Raw genomic sequence first — 19,391 nt, 5'->3', positions numbered from 1 at the left:
TAAGGCGTTTACGCCGCATCCGGCATGAAACGATGAGTAATCTGTAGAGTTTGATTCAGACCTTCTATTTTTCCGCTTATCCGTGCCCCATCTCCCATTTTCCCTCGCCCGCGCCGTCACCGCCTTGTCATCTTTCTGACACCTTACTATCTTAAAAATGTAACAAAATAGTTATTTTTCTGTAATTCGAGCATGTCATGTTACTCCGCGAGCATAAAACGCGTGAATTCGCGCATTCGGTACAACAAGAGAGATAATCAATGAAACCGTTACGTTATACAGCTTCAGCACTGGCGCTCGGACTGGCTTTAATGGCAAATGCGCAGGCAGTGACGACCATTCCGTTCTGGCATTCTATGGAAGGGGAACTGGGTAAAGAGGTGGATTCTCTGGCCCAACGTTTTAACGCCGAAAACCCGGATTACAAAATTGTACCGACCTATAAAGGCAACTACGAACAGAATTTAAGCGCGGGGATTGCCGCATTTCGTACCGGCAACGCTCCGGCTATTTTGCAGGTTTATGAAGTTGGCACCGCCACCATGATGGCGTCGAAAGCCATTAAACCGGTGTATGACGTATTTAAAGAGGCGGGGATTCAATTCGATGAGTCGCAGTTTGTGCCGACGGTTTCAGGCTATTACTCCGACAGCAAAACCGGCCACTTACTCTCCCAGCCGTTCAACAGTTCGACCCCCGTTCTCTATTACAACAAAGACGCCTTCAAGAAAGCAGGATTAGACCCGGAACAACCGCCGAAAACCTGGCAGGATCTGGCGGACTATGCCGCAAAACTAAAAGCCTCCGGCATGAAGTGCGGCTACGCCAGCGGCTGGCAGGGATGGATCCAACTGGAAAACTTTAGCGCCTGGAACGGTCTGCCGTTTGCCAGCAAAAACAACGGCTTTGACGGCACAGACGCGGTGCTGGAGTTCAACAAGCCGGAGCAGGTGAAACACATCGCCATGCTCGAAGAGATGAACAAGAAGGGCGATTTCAGCTACGTTGGGCGTAAGGATGAATCCACCGAGAAGTTCTATAACGGTGATTGCGCGATGACGACCGCCTCTTCCGGTTCTCTTGCCAACATTCGCGAGTACGCCAAATTTAACTATGGCGTAGGCATGATGCCTTACGACGCCGATGCGAAAGACGCGCCGCAAAACGCCATTATCGGCGGAGCCAGTCTATGGGTAATGCAGGGTAAAGATAAAGAAACCTACACCGGCGTGGCGAAGTTCCTCGACTTCCTCGCAAAACCAGAAAACGCTGCCGAGTGGCATCAGAAAACCGGCTATCTGCCAATCACCAAAGCGGCGTATGACCTGACCCGTGAGCAGGGCTTTTACGAGAAAAACCCAGGAGCGGATATTGCCACGCGTCAGATGCTGAACAAGCCGCCGTTGCCGTTCACCAAAGGGCTGCGTCTGGGCAACATGCCGCAGATCCGCGTGATTGTGGATGAAGAGCTGGAGAGCGTGTGGACCGGTAAGAAGACACCACAGCAGGCGCTGGATACTGCCGTTGAGCGTGGGAACCAGTTACTGCGCCGCTTTGAGAAATCGACGAAGTCTTAATCAGTGTAATGTCGGATGCGTTTCGCTTATCTGACCTGGCATCGCGTGTAGGCCGGATAAGCGAAGCGCATCCGGCACAGTTCAGGAATTAACTGTAATGTCATCATCCCGTCCGGTGTTCCGCTCGCGCTGGCTGCCTTATTTGCTGGTCGCGCCGCAGCTCATCATCACCGTTATCTTTTTTATCTGGCCTGCGGGCGAAGCGTTGTGGTACTCGCTACAAAGCGTCGATCCGTTTGGTTTCTCCAGCCAGTTTGTCGGCCTGGATAACTTCGTCACGCTGTTTCACGACAGCTACTATCTCGACGCCTTCTGGACGACGATAAAATTCAGCACCTTTGTCACCGTCAGCGGTTTGCTGGTATCGCTGTTCTTCGCAGCGCTGGTGGAGTACATCGTGCGCGGCAGCCGTTTCTATCAAACCTTGATGTTGCTACCGTATGCCGTGGCTCCCGCCGTTGCCGCGGTATTGTGGATCTTCCTGTTTAACCCCGGTCGCGGGCTGATTACTCATTTTCTCGCTGAGTTCGGCTACGACTGGAACCACGCGCAAAACAGCGGTCAGGCGATGTTCCTGGTGGTGTTTGCCTCAGTGTGGAAGCAAATCAGCTACAACTTTCTGTTCTTCTATGCCGCGCTGCAATCCATCCCCCGTTCGTTGATCGAAGCCGCAGCCATTGATGGGGCTGGCCCGATTCGCCGCTTCTTTAAGATTGCGCTGCCGCTTATCGCTCCGGTGAGTTTCTTCCTGCTGGTGGTGAACCTGGTGTATGCCTTCTTCGACACCTTCCCGGTGATCGACGCCGCCACGTCCGGCGGGCCAGTACAGGCCACCACGACGCTGATTTATAAGATTTACCGTGAAGGCTTTACCGGACTGGATTTGGCTTCGTCTGCCGCGCAGTCGGTGGTGTTGATGTTCCTCGTCATCGTGCTGACGGTGGTGCAGTTCCGCTATGTTGAAAGCAAGGTACGTTACCAATGATTGAGAACCGTCCGTGGCTGACAATATTCAGCCATACCATGCTGATCCTCGGGATCGCGGTGATCCTCTTCCCGCTGTACGTGGCGTTTGTCGCGGCGACGCTGGATAAACAAGAAGTCTATGCCGCACCGATGACGCTAATCCCCGGCACACATCTGCTGGAAAACATCCACAACATCTGGGTAAACGGGGTAGGCACGAATAGCGCGCCGTTCTGGCGGATGTTGCTTAACAGCTTTGTGATGGCGTTCAGCATTACGCTCGGCAAAATTACCGTCTCGATGCTCTCGGCATTTGCCATTGTCTGGTTTCGTTTTCCGCTACGTAACCTCTTCTTCTGGATGATTTTTATCACCCTGATGCTGCCGGTTGAAGTGCGTATCTTCCCGACGGTGGAAGTCATCGCCAACCTGAAAATGCTCGACAGCTACGCAGGTTTAACGCTGCCGCTGATGGCCTCGGCGACCGCCACGTTTCTGTTTCGCCAGTTCTTTATGACCCTACCGGATGAACTGGTGGAAGCCGCGCGGATCGACGGCGCGTCGCCAATGCGTTTCTTTTGCGACATCGTTTTTCCGCTGTCCAAAACCAATCTGGCGGCGCTGTTTGTGATCACCTTTATTTACGGCTGGAACCAGTATTTGTGGCCGTTGTTGATTATTACCGACGTTGATCTCGGCACCACCGTGGCAGGGATTAAAGGGATGATCGCCACAGGCGAAGGCACAACGGAATGGAACTCGGTGATGGCGGCGATGTTGTTAACCCTGATCCCACCAGTAGTGATTGTTTTAGTGATGCAGCGTGCCTTCGTGCGCGGCCTGGTCGATAGTGAGAAATAAGATGGCAGGACTGAAATTACAGGCAGTAACCAAAAGCTGGGATGGCAAAACCCAGGTCATTAAACCGCTGACCCTTGATGTGGCGGATGGCGAATTTATCGTGATGGTCGGGCCGTCTGGCTGCGGGAAATCGACGTTATTGCGAATGGTTGCCGGACTGGAGCGGGTAACGACGGGCGATATCTGGATCGACCGCAAGCGTGTCACCGAAATGGAGCCGAAAGATCGCGGGATTGCGATGGTGTTCCAGAACTACGCGCTCTATCCGCATATGAGCGTAGAGGAGAACATGGCGTGGGGGCTGAAAATTCGCGGCATGGGCAAGCAACAAATTGCCGAACGTGTTAAAGAAGCGGCGCGCATTCTGGAGCTGGACGGCCTGCTTAAGCGCCGCCCGCGTGAGCTATCCGGCGGTCAGCGTCAGCGTGTGGCGATGGGGCGTGCGATTGTGCGTGAGCCGGCAGTGTTCCTGTTTGATGAGCCGCTCTCTAACCTCGATGCCAAGTTGCGTGTGCAGATGCGTCTTGAACTGCAACAGCTGCACCGTCGCCTGAAAACGACTTCACTCTACGTTACCCACGATCAGGTTGAGGCGATGACGCTCGCCCAGCGAGTAATGGTGATGAACGGCGGCGTCGCCGAACAGATTGGCACGCCAGTTGAAGTGTACGAAAAGCCCGCCAGCCTGTTTGTGGCGAGTTTTATCGGCAGCCCGGCGATGAACCTACTGGCTGGCCGCGTGAATAACGAAGGTACGCATTTCGAACTGGATGGTGGTATTACGCTGCCGCTAAACGGTGGCTACCGTCAGTATGCCGGGCGTAAAATGACCCTCGGCATTCGCCCGGAACATATAGCGCTAAGCTCGCAGGCAGAAGGTGGTGTGCCGCTGGTGATGGACACGCTGGAGATCCTCGGCGCAGATAACCTGGCGCACGGACGTTGGGGCGAACAGAAGCTGGTGGTGCGACTGGCACATCAGGAGCGCCCGACGGCAGGCAGCACGCTGTGGCTGCATCTGCCGGAAAATCAGCTGCATCTTTTTGATGGTGAAACAGGACAACGAGTATGAGTAACTGGCCTTATCCCCGCATCGTCGCCCATCGTGGTGGCGGTAAGCTGGCCCCGGAGAACACCCTGGCGGCAATCGACGTCGGGGCAAAATACGGTCATAAGATGATCGAATTTGACGCGAAGTTATCGAAAGATGGCGAGATCTTTCTGCTCCATGACGACAATCTCGAACGTACCAGCAACGGTTGGGGCGTTGCGGGCGAGCTGAACTGGCAGGATTTACTGCGCGTGGATGCAGGCAGTTGGTACAGCAAAGCGTTTAAAGGTGAGCCGCTGCCGTTGCTTTCGCAGGTGGCGGAACGCTGCCGCGAACACGGGATGATGGCGAATATCGAAATCAAACCCACCACTGGCACTGGACCATTAACGGGCAAAACGGTGGCGTTGGCGGCACGCGAACTGTGGACCGGTATGACGCCGCCGCTGCTGTCATCGTTTGAGATTGATGCTTTAGAAGCCGCGCAACAGGCAGCACCGGAACTGCCGCGTGGTTTATTGCTTGATGAATGGCGCGACGACTGGCGAGAATTGACCGCGCGACTGGGCTGCGTCTCTATTCATCTCAATCATAAGTTGCTCGATAAAGCGCGAGTGATGCAGTTGAAAGATGCCGGATTACGGATTCTGGTTTATACCGTCAATAAACCCCAGCGCGCGGCAGAGTTGCTGCGCTGGGGCGTGGATTGCATCTGTACCGATGCGATTGACGTGATTGGTCCGAACTTTACGGCCCAATAGTTTTCAACGGAATGTCAGGCTGCGGCGTGCTGGGCTGATTCAGCATGTCGCCGTTTCTCCTCTCCGGCAGCATATGCTGCTGATTCAACGAACTATCCGGATTACGGTTGCTGTTTAACATCCCGCCGTTGGTGTTGGGCAGCATTTGCTGCCGGGCGGGATTTCGCTCCCCCGGCTGTGACTGCAACACCCGCTGAGAATTATTGTTTATCTGGTTTTCTAAATGCTGCTGTTGCAGCTGCGTTTGCGTTTTCAGTTGCTGGTTCAGCATCCCTTTTTGCTGGATTTGCTGCGTCTGCATTTGAGTTTGCATCCGCTGCTGGCTGGGGATCTGATATCCCGGCTGGTTAGGGTTGTTCAGAGTATTAATGGGCTGTGCAAAGCCGACAAACGGCAGGAGTGCCGTCAAAAGCAGAAGTCGTTTCATCGCGTATCCTCCTCTGAAGATATTCTTTAAGTTTACTCGCTTCCCGGCAAAACGATGATTAATTCAGAGTTATATACCAGGCTTAGCTGGGGTTGCCCCTTAATCTCTGGAGAATAACGATGATAAAACCGACGTTTTTACGCCGGGTGGCCATTGCTGCTCTGCTCACAGGAAGTTGTTTTAGTACGGTAGCCGCGCCACCTGTTTCTTATGGTGTGGAGGAAGATGTCTTTCATCCGGTACGCGCTAAGCAGGGAATGGTGGCGTCTGTAGATGCTACTGCCACTCAGGTGGGGGTGGATATCCTCAAGGAGGGCGGGAATGCCGTTGATGCCGCCGTGGCGGTGGGCTACGCGCTGGCAGTAACGCATCCGCAGGCAGGGAATCTGGGCGGCGGTGGTTTTATGCTGATCCGCTCGAAAAATGGCAATACCACGGCTATCGATTTCCGCGAAATGGCACCCGCCAAAGCGACCCGCGATATGTTCCTCGATGATCAGGGCAACCCGGACAGCAAAAAATCACTCACTTCGCATCTGGCTTCCGGCACACCCGGTACGGTAGCGGGTTTCTCGTTGGCGCTGGATAAATACGGCACCATGCCGTTGAATAAAGTGGTGCAACCGGCGTTTAAACTGGCACGCGATGGTTTTATCGTTAACGACGCGCTGGCTGACGATCTCAAAACCTACGGCAGTGAAGTGCTGCCGAACCACGAAAACAGCAAAGCTATCTTCTGGAAAGAGGGCGAACCGCTGAAAAAGGGCGACAAGCTGGTGCAGGCGAACCTGGCAAAGAGCCTGGAGATGATTGCCGAAAACGGCCCGGATGAATTCTACAAAGGCACGATAGCGGAACAGATTGCCCAGGAGATGCAGAAAAACGGTGGCTTGATCAGCAAAGAAGATTTAGCGGCCTATAAAGCGGTCGAACGCACACCGATAAGCGGCGATTATCGCGGGTATCAGGTTTACTCCATGCCACCGCCATCTTCCGGCGGTATTCATATCGTACAAATCCTCAATATTCTGGAAAACTTCGATATGCAGAAGTACGGCTTTGGCAGCGCCGACGCGATGCAAATCATGGCAGAAGCTGAGAAATACGCCTATGCCGACCGCTCGGAATATCTTGGCGACCCGGATTTTGTCAAAGTACCGTGGCAGGCGCTGACCAATAAAGCCTATGCCAAATCTATTGCCGATCAAATTGATATCAATAAAGCGAAGCCATTCAGCGAAATTCGTCCTGGCAAGCTTGCGCCTTATGAGAGTAATCAAACTACCCATTACTCAGTAGTGGATAAAGACGGTAACGCCGTGGCGGTGACCTATACGCTGAACACCACCTTCGGTACGGGCATTGTCGCGGGCGAGAGCGGTATTTTGCTCAATAACCAGATGGATGATTTCTCCGCCAAACCAGGCGTACCGAACGTTTACGGGCTGGTGGGCGGCGATGCCAACGCCGTCGGGCCGAATAAACGCCCTCTGTCGTCGATGTCACCAACCATTGTGGTCAAGGATGGTAAAACCTGGCTGGTCACAGGAAGCCCAGGCGGTAGCCGGATTATCACCACTGTGCTGCAAATGGTGGTGAATAGCATCGATTATGGAATGAACGTCGCCGAAGCGACCAATGCGCCGCGTTTCCACCATCAGTGGTTGCCGGACGAGCTGCGTGTCGAAAAAGGGTTTAGCCCGGATACGATCAAGCTGCTGGAAGCAAAAGGTCAGAAAGTGGCGCTGAAAGAGGCGATGGGCAGTACACAAAGCATTATGGTTGGGCCGGACGGTGAGCTGTACGGTGCATCCGACCCGCGCTCGGTGGATGATTTAACGGCGGGGTATTAAGGTTAGCGGCCCTCTTAGTGGGAAGAGGGCCGTATTGTCAGGGCAAGCCGAAGGTAGCCTTTTTTATTTCATAATCCTGTAGATATTCTTCCAGTGGCTTTGTCGTTCCCAGAGAATGAATTTCACCACTGCCTTTATCAACAATAAAAGGTGCGTTACCAGCTAAGCGCGCGGCCTCATCTCCAGTTTCGAGAAATTCTCGTGCTTCGAAACAGAAATACCAGCCCTGGCTAAAGCGTCCATGTAGAGTAATGACGACCGGGAGATTTGCATCATCGAGGTAATTGTTCGCTTCCGCGAATGCGTCGTGATAAGTAATCATAATTATAATAAATATTATTGTTTAGCGTTATATTATTATTCCTGCGTTATACATTGAGCAAAGACGCGTTCATCTTCGTCAAAGATATTATTAAATGCTGGTTTTGAAAAGAGTTCATCGGATAAGGTATAGTCACAAAATAAGTATCTGCTAATATTTTGTGATTTATTTTCCAGAACGTCGAACCGGATTTGCTCATTTAAGATATCAGAATCTTATGATTCGGGTAAAAGTCTAACCAAATCAACATGTCACTAAGATCATCATCGCCATTAGCTATTTCAGTTTAAATAGCGACTACATGTCTTCGGTCCATCTCACTTAAGGAGTGTAGTTCCGTTGTAAGTTTTTCTATAGCTTGTATTGATAAATTTCGATCAAGAAATTTACTGCTGGTAAACTCTAAAAAGATGGCATGGTTTACAATGATTTTGGTTACCTTTTTATTATTATGAACAACTGTCCATGATTTCGTTTAAGAATGAAGAGAAATCACTAAACGAACTGAATATATTTTCTGTGCCAATATTATCTCTAATTTCAAAAAAGTTACTTTTAATGTCATAAGTAAATATTGAAATGCTATCATCCCCGATCACTAACCGTTCTTGTAAGTCAGGATTTATGAAATCATCATTATCTCTATAAAATTCATTTACGGCAAAAAGGTTTTTAACTGAAGGTTCTGGAATCGAGAGGCTAAATAATCGTAATCCATTAACTTCGAATCCATCCATTGCTCTTAAAAAAGTAAGATAATCAGGTTGATTATTAAAGAGAATACTAACTTCATTACATAACTTCTCCAGGCAATTAGTTGAGTTAGAATTAAATTTTATTTGGATTATACTTTCAATAAATGATTCCTTGAGCGGTGCTTCAAATGGATAGTCTAAATCATTCATCATTTTTTTTAATTTACTTATTTGGGTTTTAGTCATCATTTTGTGGGTTCCATAATATTTTTCATGGGAGGATAAATTGAGCCAGATGGAATGGCCCAGGGAGTGATTTTGCTTTCACCCACTAATATTCCCTTAGCTATTCGTGATTGCATGTTAGTAAAAACCTTATGATATGGTTCGTTTTCGATTAATACTAAATTTTCCAAATCATTAGTACCACCATCATCTAGAGATAGTTTATGGTGTACATTATAATTTAGAGGAACATTGCCCTTTCTCATTCTTAAAAGGTCTTCGGCGTTGAATCTTCCAGATGCTTCGGAGGTTTTTGCAAGTTTGATAAGAAAATTTTTTCTTACATTTTTATTAAACTCCTTTCGTAAGTTAGCTAAGTCTTTTGAAGGTCTCTTAATGTATATTATTTCTATTATGTCTATACTATCAAGAAGTTTTTGTTGGCATCTAAGTTTGCCTAAGTAACTATTTATTTCTGTATATGTATCAACATTAGAACGCTTTGTTAAAAGAATAGATGCTGTTGCTATCGCTATGCCCGCTGTTTTTTCATTTAGTATTTGATCATAGCCTTTGATTGCATCTCCACCCAGTTTTTCCGCAGTATCTCTGAATCCTTCAATGTTCCCATTGTATACGCCACCAGCAGCAAGTAGCCTGCCAACAGCTTCGCTGTTTAACGTTTTTAAACCATTATTTGTTTTGTTTTTTGAATTTGGTAAAAACAAGCGGTTATAATTTTCAGGGAGTGCCAAATAGCTGAACTCGGTGTTAGTGATAAGATGTTGGCAGAGGATAAATTCATAACTAACAGTTATTGTTTCTGTATCCAGTTGGTTTTCAAAGATCTGGTGATGAATAGCCGATAAAAAAGCGCCTCTTAGTTGTATATAATAATACTTTTCCCATCTACCAAATCTATTTATTCGATAGAAGTCAAATTCCATAAATAATTGTTCATTATTGTTAATGGAATTAATAAATAATGGAGTGCTTTTATCAATTAATTTACAAAATGTTATACCATGGAACTGTGAACCAAGCCCCGTATTAGTAATACTATTTAAGAGTGAGAATGTAAATATTTCATCCTCATGCCCGCTCTGCCAGCGATTACCTATAGATTCAGTAGTCCCACAACCTGCGGAGATGCTTCCTTGTTGTTCTCCCGTTACTGTCAGATAAACAATATTACTCATCCCTGAAAAGTCCTTTTATGGCATGCTATTTTATCAATGGCAATATTATGCTTGTTAATTGTTATTTATTTACTCCAGGAAATTGTAGGCGTATATATTAAAAAATAAAATATTACACTTTAGGAAGTAATTATGAGGTAAATCTCATATATTTATTGGGAAAATAAATACCTTAAAGGAAGGTATGCCGATTTTGAATGACACCCTTTTTCCATCTCAGAAAAAGGGCACTATCTTACTTCACCCGCGCCATATAATACGCATCGACATATTCACCATTACGCAGCGCGTACTTCTTGCCAGTCCCTTCAATCTCAAAGCCAAATTTTTTATAGACCTTAATTGCTGGCGCGTTATCGACGAACACCGTTAGCTCAATACGATCTACCCGCAACCAGTTGTCGCACATTTCAATCATCTCTCGCATCAGGGCGCTGGCGACGCCGCGGTTCTTCCAACGGGAGTCGACACAGATACCAAAATCGGCAACATGACTGCGGCGTGGGCGTTGTTGCACGTCAATGGTGAGATGGCCTACGACGATTCCATCAATACAGGCGACTAACTGCTTGATGCCAGGGCGAGCGGTGAGTCGTTCCAGCCACATTTGTTCTGAAGGATGAGGCACCTGTAGCGTGTTGTAATACACCTCCGGCTGGGCGTGAATCTGCCTGATGGCCTCGTGATCGCGTGTTTCTGCGTGGCGTATTACTATCTCACTCATTCCTTCCTTTGTCCTCTTTGGGGTAAATGTCCCTTTCAACATCATTGACTTTCAAATGCGAGTCAAATGCATTTTTTTGCAAAAAGTGTTGGACAAGTGCGAATGAGAATGATTATTATTGTCTCGCGATCAGGAAGACCCTCGCGGAGAACCTGAAAGCACGACATTGCTCACATTGCTTCCAGTATTACTTAGCCAGCCGGGTGCTGGCTTTTTTTTTGACCTTTCGTTCTCAATTTATCCTCGGGAAGTGCTTGTGTTCGTTATGCGCACTCCAGTAGGAACCACGTCCGCTTTGCGCTAAGGTGTAAATAACCACCTTAAAAAGGACGAAATCATGGTCATTAACTGCGCCTTTATTGGCTTCGGCAAAAGCACCACCCGTTACCATCTGCCGTATGTACTTAACCGCAAGGATAGCTGGCATGTCGCGCATATTTTTCGCCGCCATGCGAAGCCGGAAGAACAGGCCCCCATTTATTCCCATATCCATTTCACCAGCGATCTCGACGAAGTGCTAAACGATCCCGATGTTAAGCTGGTTGTCGTCTGCACCCACGCGGACAGCCACTTCGAGTACGCGAAGCGCGCGCTGGAAGCCGGGAAAAATGTGCTGGTCGAAAAACCGTTCACTCCGACAATTGCGCAGGCGAAAGAGCTGTTTGCACTGGCGAAAAGCAAAGGGCTGATCGTTACGCCGTATCAGAATCGTCGCTTTGATTCCTGCTTCCTGACAGCGAAAAAAGCGATTGAAAGCGGCAAGCTGGGAGAGATTGTCGAAGTGGAAAGCCATTTTGACTATTACCGCCCGGTGGCAGAAACCAAACCGGGGCTGCCGCAGGATGGCGCGTTCTATGGCCTTGGTGTGCATACGATGGACCAGATTATTTCTCTGTTCGGTCGCCCGGATCACGTCGCTTATGACATCCGCAGCCTGCGTAATAAAGCCAATCCGGACGACACCTTTGAAGCGCAGCTGTTTTATGGCGATCTAAAAGCCATCGTCAAAACCAGCCATCTGGTGAAAATCGATTATCCGAAATTTATCGTTCACGGTAAGAAAGGTTCGTTTATTAAATACGGTATCGACCAGCAGGAAACCAGCCTGAAGGCTAATATTATGCCGGGCGAACCAGGATTCGCAGCGGATGATTCGGTCGGTGTGCTGGAGTATGTCAATGACGAGGGCGTGACGGTAAGAGAAGAGATGAAGCCAGAGATGGGCGATTATGGGCGCGTTTATGATGCGTTGTATCAAACCATCACCAACGGTGCGCCAAATTACGTCAAGGAATCTGAAGTTCTTACGAATCTGGAAATCCTTGAACGCGGTTTTGAGCAAGCTTCTCCCTCCGCAGTGACTCTCGCGAGGTAAGTTTGATGGCCCCTCGAATAGTTCAATTTTTTTGAACAGAGGGGTCAATTTTCACCCTCTATCATCCCAGGCGGATCGGGTCCACACTAAGCCCATCGAAATCATTCAGGGGGCGAATACAAATGATCTACTTACGCAAAGCAAATGAACGCGGTCATGCAAATCATGGCTGGCTGGACTCCTGGCATACTTTCTCTTTTGCCAACTATTACGATCCGAATTTTATGGGCTTCTCTGCGCTGCGCGTGATTAACGACGACGTGATTGAAGCAGGGCAGGGCTTCGGCACTCACCCGCATAAAGATATGGAAATTTTGACCTACGTGCTGGAAGGTACTGTTGAGCATCAGGACAGCATGGGCAATAAAGAGCAGGTTCCGGCGGGCGAGTTCCAGATTATGAGTGCGGGTACGGGTATTCGTCACTCAGAGTACAACCCAAGCAGCACCGAGCGTCTGCATCTGTATCAGATCTGGATCATGCCTGAAGAAAACGGCATTACGCCGCGTTATGAACAGCGTCGCTTCGATGCCGTGCAGGGCAAACAACTGGTGCTTTCGCCGGATGCGCGTGATGGTTCATTGAAAGTGCATCAGGATATGGAACTGTATCGTTGGGCGCTGGTGAAAGATGAGCAGTCGGTGCATCAGATTGCCGCTGAACGCCGCGTCTGGATCCAGGTGGTGAAAGGCAATGTCACCATTAACGGCGTGAAAGCCTCGACCAGCGATGGTCTGGCAATCTGGGATGAGCAGGCGATTTCCATCCATGCTGATAGCGACAGTGAAATCCTGCTGTTCGATTTACCGCCAGTCTAAATTTATCTCACAAACCTTCCTGAGGAATCGGGAAGGTTCTGATGCGTCCGTGTTAAACTAAGAGAATCTATCTCTTTTGTACCTTCAGGACGATGAAAAAGAAAAGACCCGTACTTCAGGATGTGGCTGACCGTGTAGGCGTGACCAAAATGACGGTCAGCCGTTTTTTACGCAACCCGGAGCAGGTTTCCGTCGCTCTACGCGGCAAGATTGCCGCCGCTCTTGATGAACTGGGTTATATTCCCAATCGCGCACCCGATATCCTCTCTAACGCCACCAGCCGGGCGATTGGCGTCCTGTTACCTTCTCTCACCAACCAGGTTTTTGCGGAAGTATTACGCGGAATCGAAAGCGTCACCGACGCGCACGGTTATCAGACCATGCTGGCCCACTACGGTTATAAACCGGAAATGGAGCAAGAACGCCTCGAATCCATGCTCTCCTGGAATATCGACGGCCTGATCCTCACTGAACGTACGCACACGCCGCGCACCTTAAAGATGATTGAAGTGGCGGGGATTCCAGTGGTGGAACTGATGGACAGCAAGTCGCCGTGCCTCGATATTGCCGTCGGTTTTGATAACTTTGAAGCGGCACGCCAGATGACCACCGCCATTATTGCTCGCGGGCATCGCCACATTGCCTATCTCGGCGCACGTCTCGACGAACGTACTATCATCAAACAGAAGGGATACGAACAGGCGATGCTGGATGCAGGCCTGGTGCCATATAGCGTGATGGTTGAGCAATCTTCTTCTTACTCTTCCGGTATTGAACTGATTCGCCAGGCGAGGCGGGAATATCCGCAGCTGGATGGCGTGTTCTGTACTAATGATGACCTGGCGGTCGGCGCGGCGTTTGAATGTCAGCGTCTGGGGTTGAAAGTTCCTGACGATATGGCGATTGCCGGTTTCCATGGTCATGACATTGGTCAGGTGATGGAACCACGGTTGGCGAGCGTACTGACGCCGCGTGAGCGGATGGGCAGTATTGGCGCTGAACGCCTGCTGGCGCGTATTCGTGGCGAATCTGTGACACCGAAAATGTTAGATTTAGGTTTCACCTTGTCACCGGGCGGATCTATTTAAGCCCACAAATTTGAAGTAGCTCACACTTATACACTTAAGGCACGGATGGATATTGCTTCTGATATTGTCCGGCCGGACAATGTTACCGATAACAGTTACCCGTAACATTTTTAATTCTTGTATTGTGGGGGCACCACTTTGAGCACGACTAACCATGATCACCACATTTACGTCTTGATGGGCGTATCGGGCAGCGGCAAATCTGCGGTCGCCAGTGAAGTGGCGCATCAACTTCATGCCGCGTTTCTTGATGGCGATTTCCTCCATCCACGGCGCAATATCGAAAAAATGGCGTCTGGTGAACCGCTGAATGACGACGATCGCAAACCGTGGTTGCAGGCGCTGAACGACGCCGCGTTTGCTATGCAGCGCACCAATAAAGTGTCGCTGATCGTCTGTTCTGCACTGAAAAAACACTATCGCGACTTGCTACGCGCGGGTAATCCGAATCTCTCGTTCATCTACCTGAAAGGCGATTTTGATGTGATTGAAAGCCGCCTGAAAGCGCGCAAAGGCCATTTCTTTAAAACCCAAATGTTAGTGACGCAGTTTGAAACGCTGCAGGAGCCGGGTGCGGACGAAACCGATGTACTGGTGGTGGATATCGATCAACCGCTGGAAGGTGTTGTGGCAAGCACCATTGAGGTTATTAAAAAAGGCAAATAAGTAGTGACTACATTAACGCTTGTTTTAACAGCAGTAGGGTCTGTTTTACTGCTGCTGTTTTTAGTCATGAAGGCGCGTATGCACGCTTTCCTGGCTTTAATGGTGGTGTCTATGGGGGCTGGCCTTTTTTCCGGTATGCCGCTCGATAAAATCGCAGCGACGATGGAAAAAGGGATGGGAGGCACCCTCGGCTTCCTGGCGGTGGTTGTCGCCCTGGGAGCCATGTTTGGCAAGATCTTACATGAAACCGGCGCAGTCGATCAGATTGCCGTCAAAATGCTCAAATCCTTCGGTCACAGCCGCGCGCATTATGCCATCGGCCTTGCGGGGCTGGTCTGTGCACTGCCGTTGTTCTTTGAAGTGGCGATTGTTCTGCTGATTAGCGTTGCTTTCTCAATGGCGCGCCACACCGGTACGAACCTGGTGAAGCTGGTAATCCCATTATTTGCAGGGGTGGCGGCCGCGGCTGCGTTCCTGGTGCCTGGACCAGCGCCAATGCTGCTGGCATCGCAGATGAACGCCGACTTTGGCTGGATGATCCTGATTGGCCTGTGTGCGGCAATTCCGGGAATGATTATTGCCGGGCCGCTGTGGGGTAATTTCATCAGCCGCTACGTGGAGCTGCATATTCCTGACGACATCAGCGAACCGCATCTCGGCGAAGGCAAAATGCCGTCCTTCGGATTCAGCCTGTCGCTGATCCTGTTGCCACTGGTGCTGGTGGGGCTGAAAACCATTGCCGCGCGCTTTGTGCCGGAAGGCTCTACCGCTTACGAATGGTTCGAGTTTATTGGTCATCCGTTTACCGCGATTCTGGTTGCTTGCCTGGTGGCGATTTACGGTCTGGCAATGCGTCAGGGTATGCCAAAAGACAAAGTGATGGAGATTTGCGGTCACGCGCTGCAACCGGCGGGGATCATTCTGCTGGTGATTGGTGCGGGCGGCGTGTTCAAACAGGTGCTGGTTGACTCTGGTGTCGGTCCGGCACTGGGCGAAGCGTTAACCGGCATGGGCCTGCCGATTGCCATCACCTGCTTCGTGCTGGCAGCTGCAGTGCGCATCATTCAGGGTTCTGCCACTGTTGCCTGTTTAACGGCGGTGGGACTGGTAATGCCGGTCATTGAACAACTGAACTACTCCGGTGCGCAAATGGCGGCGCTGTCGATTTGTATCGCCGGTGGTTCGATTGTTGTCAGCCACGTTAACGACGCGGGTTTCTGGTTGTTCGGTAAATTTACCGGCGCGACCGAAGCCGAAACGCTTAAAACCTGGACCATGATGGAAACCATCCTCGGCACTGTTGGTGCCATCGTTGGGATGATTGCGTTCCAGCTGTTGAGTTAATTACTGCGACAAATTACTGCGAGCTTGCTCGCAGTAATTCATTTCTCTTATCTCCTCTCTTCATCTTTTTGATCTCTCTCGCAAATTTACCTGCTAATAATCCGTTCTAATCACTGCCTAAAGATCGCAGGAGATAAAGATGGAAAAGCACGGAGCTGAATTGCTTTTACAGCGGATGTTAGGAAATACCACCGCTACTTTCAGGGAAGGGCAATGGGAAGCCATAGACGCGGTGGTGAACCAACGACGAAAACTGCTGGTTGTCCAACGCACTGGCTGGGGGAAAAGTGCCGTGTACTTCATCGCCAGTAAAATCTTCCGCGATCGCGGTGCTGGCCCGACAATTATCATCTCTCCTTTGCTTGCCCTGATGCGTAACCAGGTTGCCGCCGCTGAACGGTTAGGTATTACGGCTGAAACGTTGAATTCTACAAACAGGGAAGAATGGCAGCGTATTAGCGATAAGTTGCTGCAAGGTGAGGTCGATTGCTTGCTGGTTTCCCCGGAACGTTTGGCAAACCAGGACTTTATCGAAACGGTTTTATATCCTATAGCCGATCGTATTGGCTTGCTTGTGGTCGACGAGGCGCACTGCATCTCTGATTGGGGCCACGATTTTCGCCCGGATTACCGACGTATATTAGATATTTTGCGCCAACTGCCTGCGAATACCCCAGTTCTGGGTACAACCGCGACAGCGAATAACCGTGTCGTTGAGGATATCCGTCAGCAATTGGGTGACATTGTGATTCAGCGTGGAACGCTGGCTCGCGAAAGTTTGGCGCTTGATGCCTTAGTCTTAGGTGAACAGTCATCCCGTCTGGCATGGTTAGCAACGGTTATCCCTCAGTTTTCCAAATCGGGAATTGTTTATACCCTGACTACTCGCGATGCTGAACTTGTCGCCGAGTGGTTAAGGAAAAATGGTATCAGTGCATTTGCTTACTACAGCGGCGTGACTTGTGAAGGCGCGGAAGATTCTAATACTGCCAGGGAATATCTGGAGCAGGCACTGCTGGCAAATAAAATCAAAGTGCTGGTCGCGACGACGGCATTAGGTATGGGGTTTGATAAACCTGATTTAGGTTTCGTCATTCATTATCAGATGCCGGGGTCTATTGTCGGTTACTACCAACAGGTGGGGCGTGCCGGGCGTGCTATAGATTCCGCAGTTGGCATATTGCTTTGTGGTGGTGAAGACCGCGCTATTCATCAATTCTTCCGTGAAAGCGCCTTTCCTGCGGAGGCGCAAATTCATGAAATACTCAACGTACTTAGCGAGAATGACGGTCTTACCCTACGAGGCATTGAACAACGGACGAATCTTCGTTATGGGCAAATAGAAAAAGCACTGAAATTATTGGTAGCGGAAAATCCATCGCCTGTGGTGTATACCGAGAAATTATGGCGCAGAACTATCGTCAGTTTTTCTCCTGATCATGAACGAATTAACCATTTGATGAATCAGAGAAAAAGTGAACTGGCAGACGTTGAAAGCTATATCACGACCAAGGAGTGCAAAATGCAATTTCTGCGCCGTGCACTCGATGAGCCAAGTGCCGAACGTTGTGGTAAATGTAGCAGTTGTCTTCAGCATCCGCTGTTGTCGCCCGACATTGATAGCGGCTTACTCCATGCGGCAAATTTATTTATTAAACACGCTGACCTGCCATTAAATCTCAATAAACAGGTGGCATCTGGGGCTTTTACGCAATACGGATTTAAAGGGAACTTGCCTGCGGGTTTACAAGGATCTACGGGGCGAATCCTTTCTCGTTGGGGAGATTCCGGGTGGGGAAAGCAGGTAGCCCAGGAGAAAAAAACGGGGCGCTTCAGTGATGAACTGGTGGAGGCATGTGCGGAAATGGTTCGCCAACGCTGGAATCCGCATCCTGAACCAACCTGGGTATGCTGCGTTCCTTCATTAAGGCACCTCGACCTGGTTCCTGATTTTGCCCGGCGACTGGCGGCGAAACTTGGCTTACCTTTTATTGATGCCATTGAAAAAGTCGTGGACAATCCACCGCAGAAAATGCAGCAAAACCGTTTTCACCAGTGTCAAAATCTCGACGGGGCGTTTGTGATTACCCCTCCTTTGATGCCAGGTCCGGCGTTGCTGGTTGATGATATCGTGGATTCTGCATGGACGCTGACAGTTCTGACAGCACTGTTACGCCAGGCAGGTTGCCCGACGGTTTATCCTCTTGCCCTTGCTTCTACCTCGGTAAAAAATTGATGAATCTTTCAGCCAATGCACAAGCAACTCTCCTGCTAACCAGCGATTTTTCTCGCGCGGCGGCGAGTGAGTATAAACCTCTTAGTAATAGTGAATGGGGGAAGTTTGCATTATGGCTGAAGCACCAACGTATCAGTCCCGCCGAGCTTCTGGTGCCGCAACCGCAAGAGAAACTTACAGGCTGGAGCGATCCGCGTATTTCTCAGGAGCGTATTCTTGGCTTGCTGGCGCGTGGTCATAGTCTGGCGTTGGCTGTAGATAAGTGGCAACGCGCCGGTTTATGGATCTTAACCCGCGGAGATGCCGATTATCCCGTTCGCTTGAAAAACCGATTGCGAACGGATGCACCTCCCGTTTTATTTGGCTGCGGGAATAAAGCATTACTGCAAGCGGAAGGTATGGCGATTGTTGGCTCGCGAGATGCTCCGACTGACGATTTGCGCTATACCCAACAACTGGCCGCGAAACTGGCCCAACAGGGGATTTGCGTTATCTCTGGTGGTGCGCGAGGTATTGATGAATGTGCAATGGCCTCGGCTCTGGAGGTCGGGGGAACTGCCGTTGGCGTATTAGCTGATAGCTTGTTAAAAACGAGTACGTTAGTGAAATGGCGTGAAGGGCTTATAGCAGGCAACCTGGTGTTGATTTCGCCGTTTTACCCAGAGGTACGTTTCACCGTCGGCAATGCGATGGCGCGGAATAAATATATTTATTGCCTTGCTGAAAGCGCAATGGTTGTACGTGCGGGAATGACCGGTGGAACGATAACCGGGGCGATGGAGGCATTAAAACATCAGTGGCTGCCTATGCAGGTTAAACCAAATCAGGATATGCAATCAGCCAATTCACGATTAGTAGAAAATGGGGCGTCATGGAGTGCTGAACAGGCTGAGAATGTGACGATCAGACTGCCAGACGTTCCTGGGCTGATGTATGACAGAGCACTCCGTAACGCTCAACCAGAACTGTTTTCGCTGCACGAAGATGACGCAAATTACGCAGTAATGCCCGCGCATACCCCTGTCGATTTTTATCAACTCTTTGTGGCGGAACTGGCGATCCTTGCAAAGGAATCGATAAGTATTGAAAGGCTGGCGTCTTGTACTGGTTTAACCATCGAACAAATTAGTGTGTGGCTGAACCGCGCAGAAGAAGAGGGAAGGGTTATCCGATTGGGCGAAGGTCATTATCAGTTCAGGTAAT

At 49.8% G+C, this 19,391-nt stretch carries 18 protein-coding genes and 1 pseudogene; 13 read left to right on the top strand and 6 right to left on the bottom strand.

The annotated features are described in order from the left end of the window. Positions 1-260: 260 nt before the first annotated feature. The 5 genes from ugpB to ugpQ all read left to right on the top strand — a co-directional run bounded on the left by ugpB (position 261) and on the right by ugpQ (position 5,216). Positions 261-1,577, top strand: coding sequence for a sn-glycerol-3-phosphate ABC transporter substrate-binding protein UgpB (gene ugpB / locus C4F37_RS12985; protein WP_000803580.1), 1,317 nt, complete (start codon positions 261-263; stop codon positions 1,575-1,577). A 97-nt stretch (positions 1,578-1,674) separates the two neighbouring features. Beyond that, positions 1,675-2,562: a sn-glycerol-3-phosphate ABC transporter permease UgpA gene (ugpA, locus tag C4F37_RS12980; RefSeq protein WP_000099282.1), complete on the top strand. Its 888-nt coding sequence runs from the start codon at positions 1,675-1,677 to the stop codon at positions 2,560-2,562. After that, the gene (gene ugpE / locus C4F37_RS12975) at positions 2,559-3,404 is read left to right on the top strand and encodes a sn-glycerol-3-phosphate ABC transporter permease UgpE (RefSeq protein ID WP_000572183.1); all 846 of its coding nucleotides are present in this window, start codon (positions 2,559-2,561) and stop codon (positions 3,402-3,404) included. The genes ugpA and ugpE overlap by 4 nt, the downstream gene beginning before the upstream one ends. A 1-nt stretch (position 3,405) precedes the next feature. Beyond that, positions 3,406-4,476 carry a sn-glycerol 3-phosphate ABC transporter ATP binding protein UgpC gene (gene ugpC, locus C4F37_RS12970; protein WP_000907827.1) on the top strand — a complete coding sequence of 357 codons (1,071 nt, stop codon included), beginning with the start codon at positions 3,406-3,408 and terminating at the stop codon, positions 4,474-4,476. Continuing rightward, positions 4,473-5,216, top strand: coding sequence for a glycerophosphodiester phosphodiesterase (gene ugpQ / locus C4F37_RS12965; protein WP_000073603.1), 744 nt, complete (start codon positions 4,473-4,475; stop codon positions 5,214-5,216). The genes ugpC and ugpQ overlap by 4 nt, the downstream gene beginning before the upstream one ends. Here ugpQ and C4F37_RS12960 read toward each other — a convergent pair. Continuing rightward, on the bottom strand, positions 5,203-5,643 hold the full coding sequence (locus C4F37_RS12960; RefSeq protein ID WP_000826133.1) for a DUF2756 family protein: 441 nt from the start codon (positions 5,641-5,643) through the stop codon (positions 5,203-5,205). The genes ugpQ and C4F37_RS12960 overlap by 14 nt on opposite strands. Positions 5,644-5,762: 119 nt before the next feature. On the opposite strand from C4F37_RS12960, the gene ggt reads away from it, so the two are divergent. Next, positions 5,763-7,496: a gamma-glutamyltransferase gene (gene ggt, locus C4F37_RS12955; RefSeq protein WP_001539983.1), complete on the top strand. Its 1,734-nt coding sequence runs from the start codon at positions 5,763-5,765 to the stop codon at positions 7,494-7,496. A 37-nt stretch (positions 7,497-7,533) separates the two neighbouring features. Here ggt and C4F37_RS12950 read toward each other — a convergent pair whose 3' ends face one another. From C4F37_RS12950 to yhhY, 5 genes and pseudogenes are all read right to left on the bottom strand, one after another. After that, the gene (locus tag C4F37_RS12950) at positions 7,534-7,818 is read right to left on the bottom strand and encodes a YrhB family protein (RefSeq protein ID WP_000634151.1); all 285 of its coding nucleotides are present in this window, start codon (positions 7,816-7,818) and stop codon (positions 7,534-7,536) included. A 199-nt stretch (positions 7,819-8,017) separates the two neighbouring features. Continuing rightward, positions 8,018-8,173 (bottom strand): annotated as a pseudogene (locus C4F37_RS27335) (protein YrhD). Between the two features lie 94 nt (positions 8,174-8,267). Next, on the bottom strand, positions 8,268-8,762 hold the full coding sequence (yrhA, locus tag C4F37_RS12945) for a protein YrhA (RefSeq protein WP_000988512.1): 495 nt from the start codon (positions 8,760-8,762) through the stop codon (positions 8,268-8,270). Next, positions 8,759-9,937, bottom strand: coding sequence for an Hcp1 family type VI secretion system effector (gene tssD, locus C4F37_RS12940; protein WP_001539980.1), 1,179 nt, complete (start codon positions 9,935-9,937; stop codon positions 8,759-8,761). Before tssD ends, yrhA begins: the two co-directional genes overlap by 4 nt. Positions 9,938-10,172: 235 nt before the next feature. Next, positions 10,173-10,661 carry an N-acetyltransferase gene (gene yhhY / locus C4F37_RS12935; protein WP_001442056.1) on the bottom strand — a complete coding sequence of 163 codons (489 nt, stop codon included), beginning with the start codon at positions 10,659-10,661 and terminating at the stop codon, positions 10,173-10,175. A 337-nt stretch (positions 10,662-10,998) separates the two neighbouring features. Here yhhY and C4F37_RS12925 point away from each other — a divergent pair, with 337 nt between their 5' ends. The 7 genes from C4F37_RS12925 to C4F37_RS12895 all read left to right on the top strand — a co-directional run bounded on the left by C4F37_RS12925 (position 10,999) and on the right by C4F37_RS12895 (position 19,390). Further along, complete coding sequence (locus tag C4F37_RS12925; protein WP_000236276.1) at positions 10,999-12,036, top strand: oxidoreductase; 1,038 nt, start codon at positions 10,999-11,001, stop codon at positions 12,034-12,036. A 122-nt stretch (positions 12,037-12,158) separates the two neighbouring features. Continuing rightward, positions 12,159-12,854 (top strand): quercetin 2,3-dioxygenase, encoded by a 696-nt coding sequence (gene yhhW / locus C4F37_RS12920; RefSeq protein WP_000639816.1) that lies wholly within the window; start codon positions 12,159-12,161, stop codon positions 12,852-12,854. 92 nt (positions 12,855-12,946) lie between these two features. Further along, positions 12,947-13,942 (top strand): gluconate operon transcriptional repressor GntR, encoded by a 996-nt coding sequence (gntR, locus tag C4F37_RS12915; protein WP_000730252.1) that lies wholly within the window; start codon positions 12,947-12,949, stop codon positions 13,940-13,942. Positions 13,943-14,080: 138 nt separating this feature from the next. Beyond that, positions 14,081-14,608, top strand: coding sequence for a gluconokinase (gene gntK, locus C4F37_RS12910; RefSeq protein WP_000108328.1), 528 nt, complete (start codon positions 14,081-14,083; stop codon positions 14,606-14,608). A 3-nt stretch (positions 14,609-14,611) separates the two neighbouring features. Continuing rightward, the gene (gene gntU, locus C4F37_RS12905) at positions 14,612-15,952 is read left to right on the top strand and encodes a gluconate transporter (RefSeq protein ID WP_000210111.1); all 1,341 of its coding nucleotides are present in this window, start codon (positions 14,612-14,614) and stop codon (positions 15,950-15,952) included. 139 nt (positions 15,953-16,091) lie between these two features. Beyond that, a complete protein-coding gene (locus C4F37_RS12900) occupies positions 16,092-18,188 on the top strand; it encodes a RecQ family ATP-dependent DNA helicase (protein WP_001539976.1) in 2,097 nt (698 codons plus the stop codon). Then, complete coding sequence (locus C4F37_RS12895; RefSeq protein ID WP_001443175.1) at positions 18,095-19,390, top strand: DNA-processing protein DprA; 1,296 nt, start codon at positions 18,095-18,097, stop codon at positions 19,388-19,390. Before C4F37_RS12900 ends, C4F37_RS12895 begins: the two co-directional genes overlap by 94 nt. Position 19,391: the final 1 nt, after the last annotated feature.

Origin of the sequence: Escherichia sp. R1, from assembly GCF_003000935.1 — a bacterium.
GTDB lineage: Bacteria > Pseudomonadota > Gammaproteobacteria > Enterobacterales > Enterobacteriaceae > Escherichia > Escherichia coli.
Note: the sequence above shows the minus strand (reverse complement) of the source record. Positions and strands in the feature narration are given on the sequence as shown.

Bases quoted from the DNA above. Each gene is read 5' to 3' on its own strand.
- C4F37_RS12960 (WP_000826133.1), bottom strand. From the start codon at position 5,643: ATGAAACGACTTCTGCTTTTGACGGCACTCCTGCCGTTTGTCGGCTTT.
- ggt (WP_001539983.1), top strand. From the start codon at position 5,763: ATGATAAAACCGACGTTTTTACGCCGGGTGGCCATTGCTGCTCTGCTC.
- C4F37_RS12900 (WP_001539976.1), top strand. From the start codon at position 16,092: ATGGAAAAGCACGGAGCTGAATTGCTTTTACAGCGGATGTTAGGAAAT.
- ugpB (WP_000803580.1), top strand. From the start codon at position 261: ATGAAACCGTTACGTTATACAGCTTCAGCACTGGCGCTCGGACTGGCT.
- ugpA (WP_000099282.1), top strand. From the start codon at position 1,675: ATGTCATCATCCCGTCCGGTGTTCCGCTCGCGCTGGCTGCCTTATTTG.
- ugpQ (WP_000073603.1), top strand. From the start codon at position 4,473: ATGAGTAACTGGCCTTATCCCCGCATCGTCGCCCATCGTGGTGGCGGT.
- ugpE (WP_000572183.1), top strand. From the start codon at position 2,559: ATGATTGAGAACCGTCCGTGGCTGACAATATTCAGCCATACCATGCTG.
- tssD (WP_001539980.1), bottom strand. From the start codon at position 9,937: ATGAGTAATATTGTTTATCTGACAGTAACGGGAGAACAACAAGGAAGC.
- gntR (WP_000730252.1), top strand. From the start codon at position 12,947: ATGAAAAAGAAAAGACCCGTACTTCAGGATGTGGCTGACCGTGTAGGC.
- yhhY (WP_001442056.1), bottom strand. From the start codon at position 10,661: ATGAGTGAGATAGTAATACGCCACGCAGAAACACGCGATCACGAGGCC.
- C4F37_RS12950 (WP_000634151.1), bottom strand. From the start codon at position 7,818: ATGATTACTTATCACGACGCATTCGCGGAAGCGAACAATTACCTCGAT.
- C4F37_RS12895 (WP_001443175.1), top strand. From the start codon at position 18,095: ATGGACGCTGACAGTTCTGACAGCACTGTTACGCCAGGCAGGTTGCCC.
- yhhW (WP_000639816.1), top strand. From the start codon at position 12,159: ATGATCTACTTACGCAAAGCAAATGAACGCGGTCATGCAAATCATGGC.
- yrhA (WP_000988512.1), bottom strand. From the start codon at position 8,762: ATGATGACTAAAACCCAAATAAGTAAATTAAAAAAAATGATGAATGAT.
- C4F37_RS12925 (WP_000236276.1), top strand. From the start codon at position 10,999: ATGGTCATTAACTGCGCCTTTATTGGCTTCGGCAAAAGCACCACCCGT.
- ugpC (WP_000907827.1), top strand. From the start codon at position 3,406: ATGGCAGGACTGAAATTACAGGCAGTAACCAAAAGCTGGGATGGCAAA.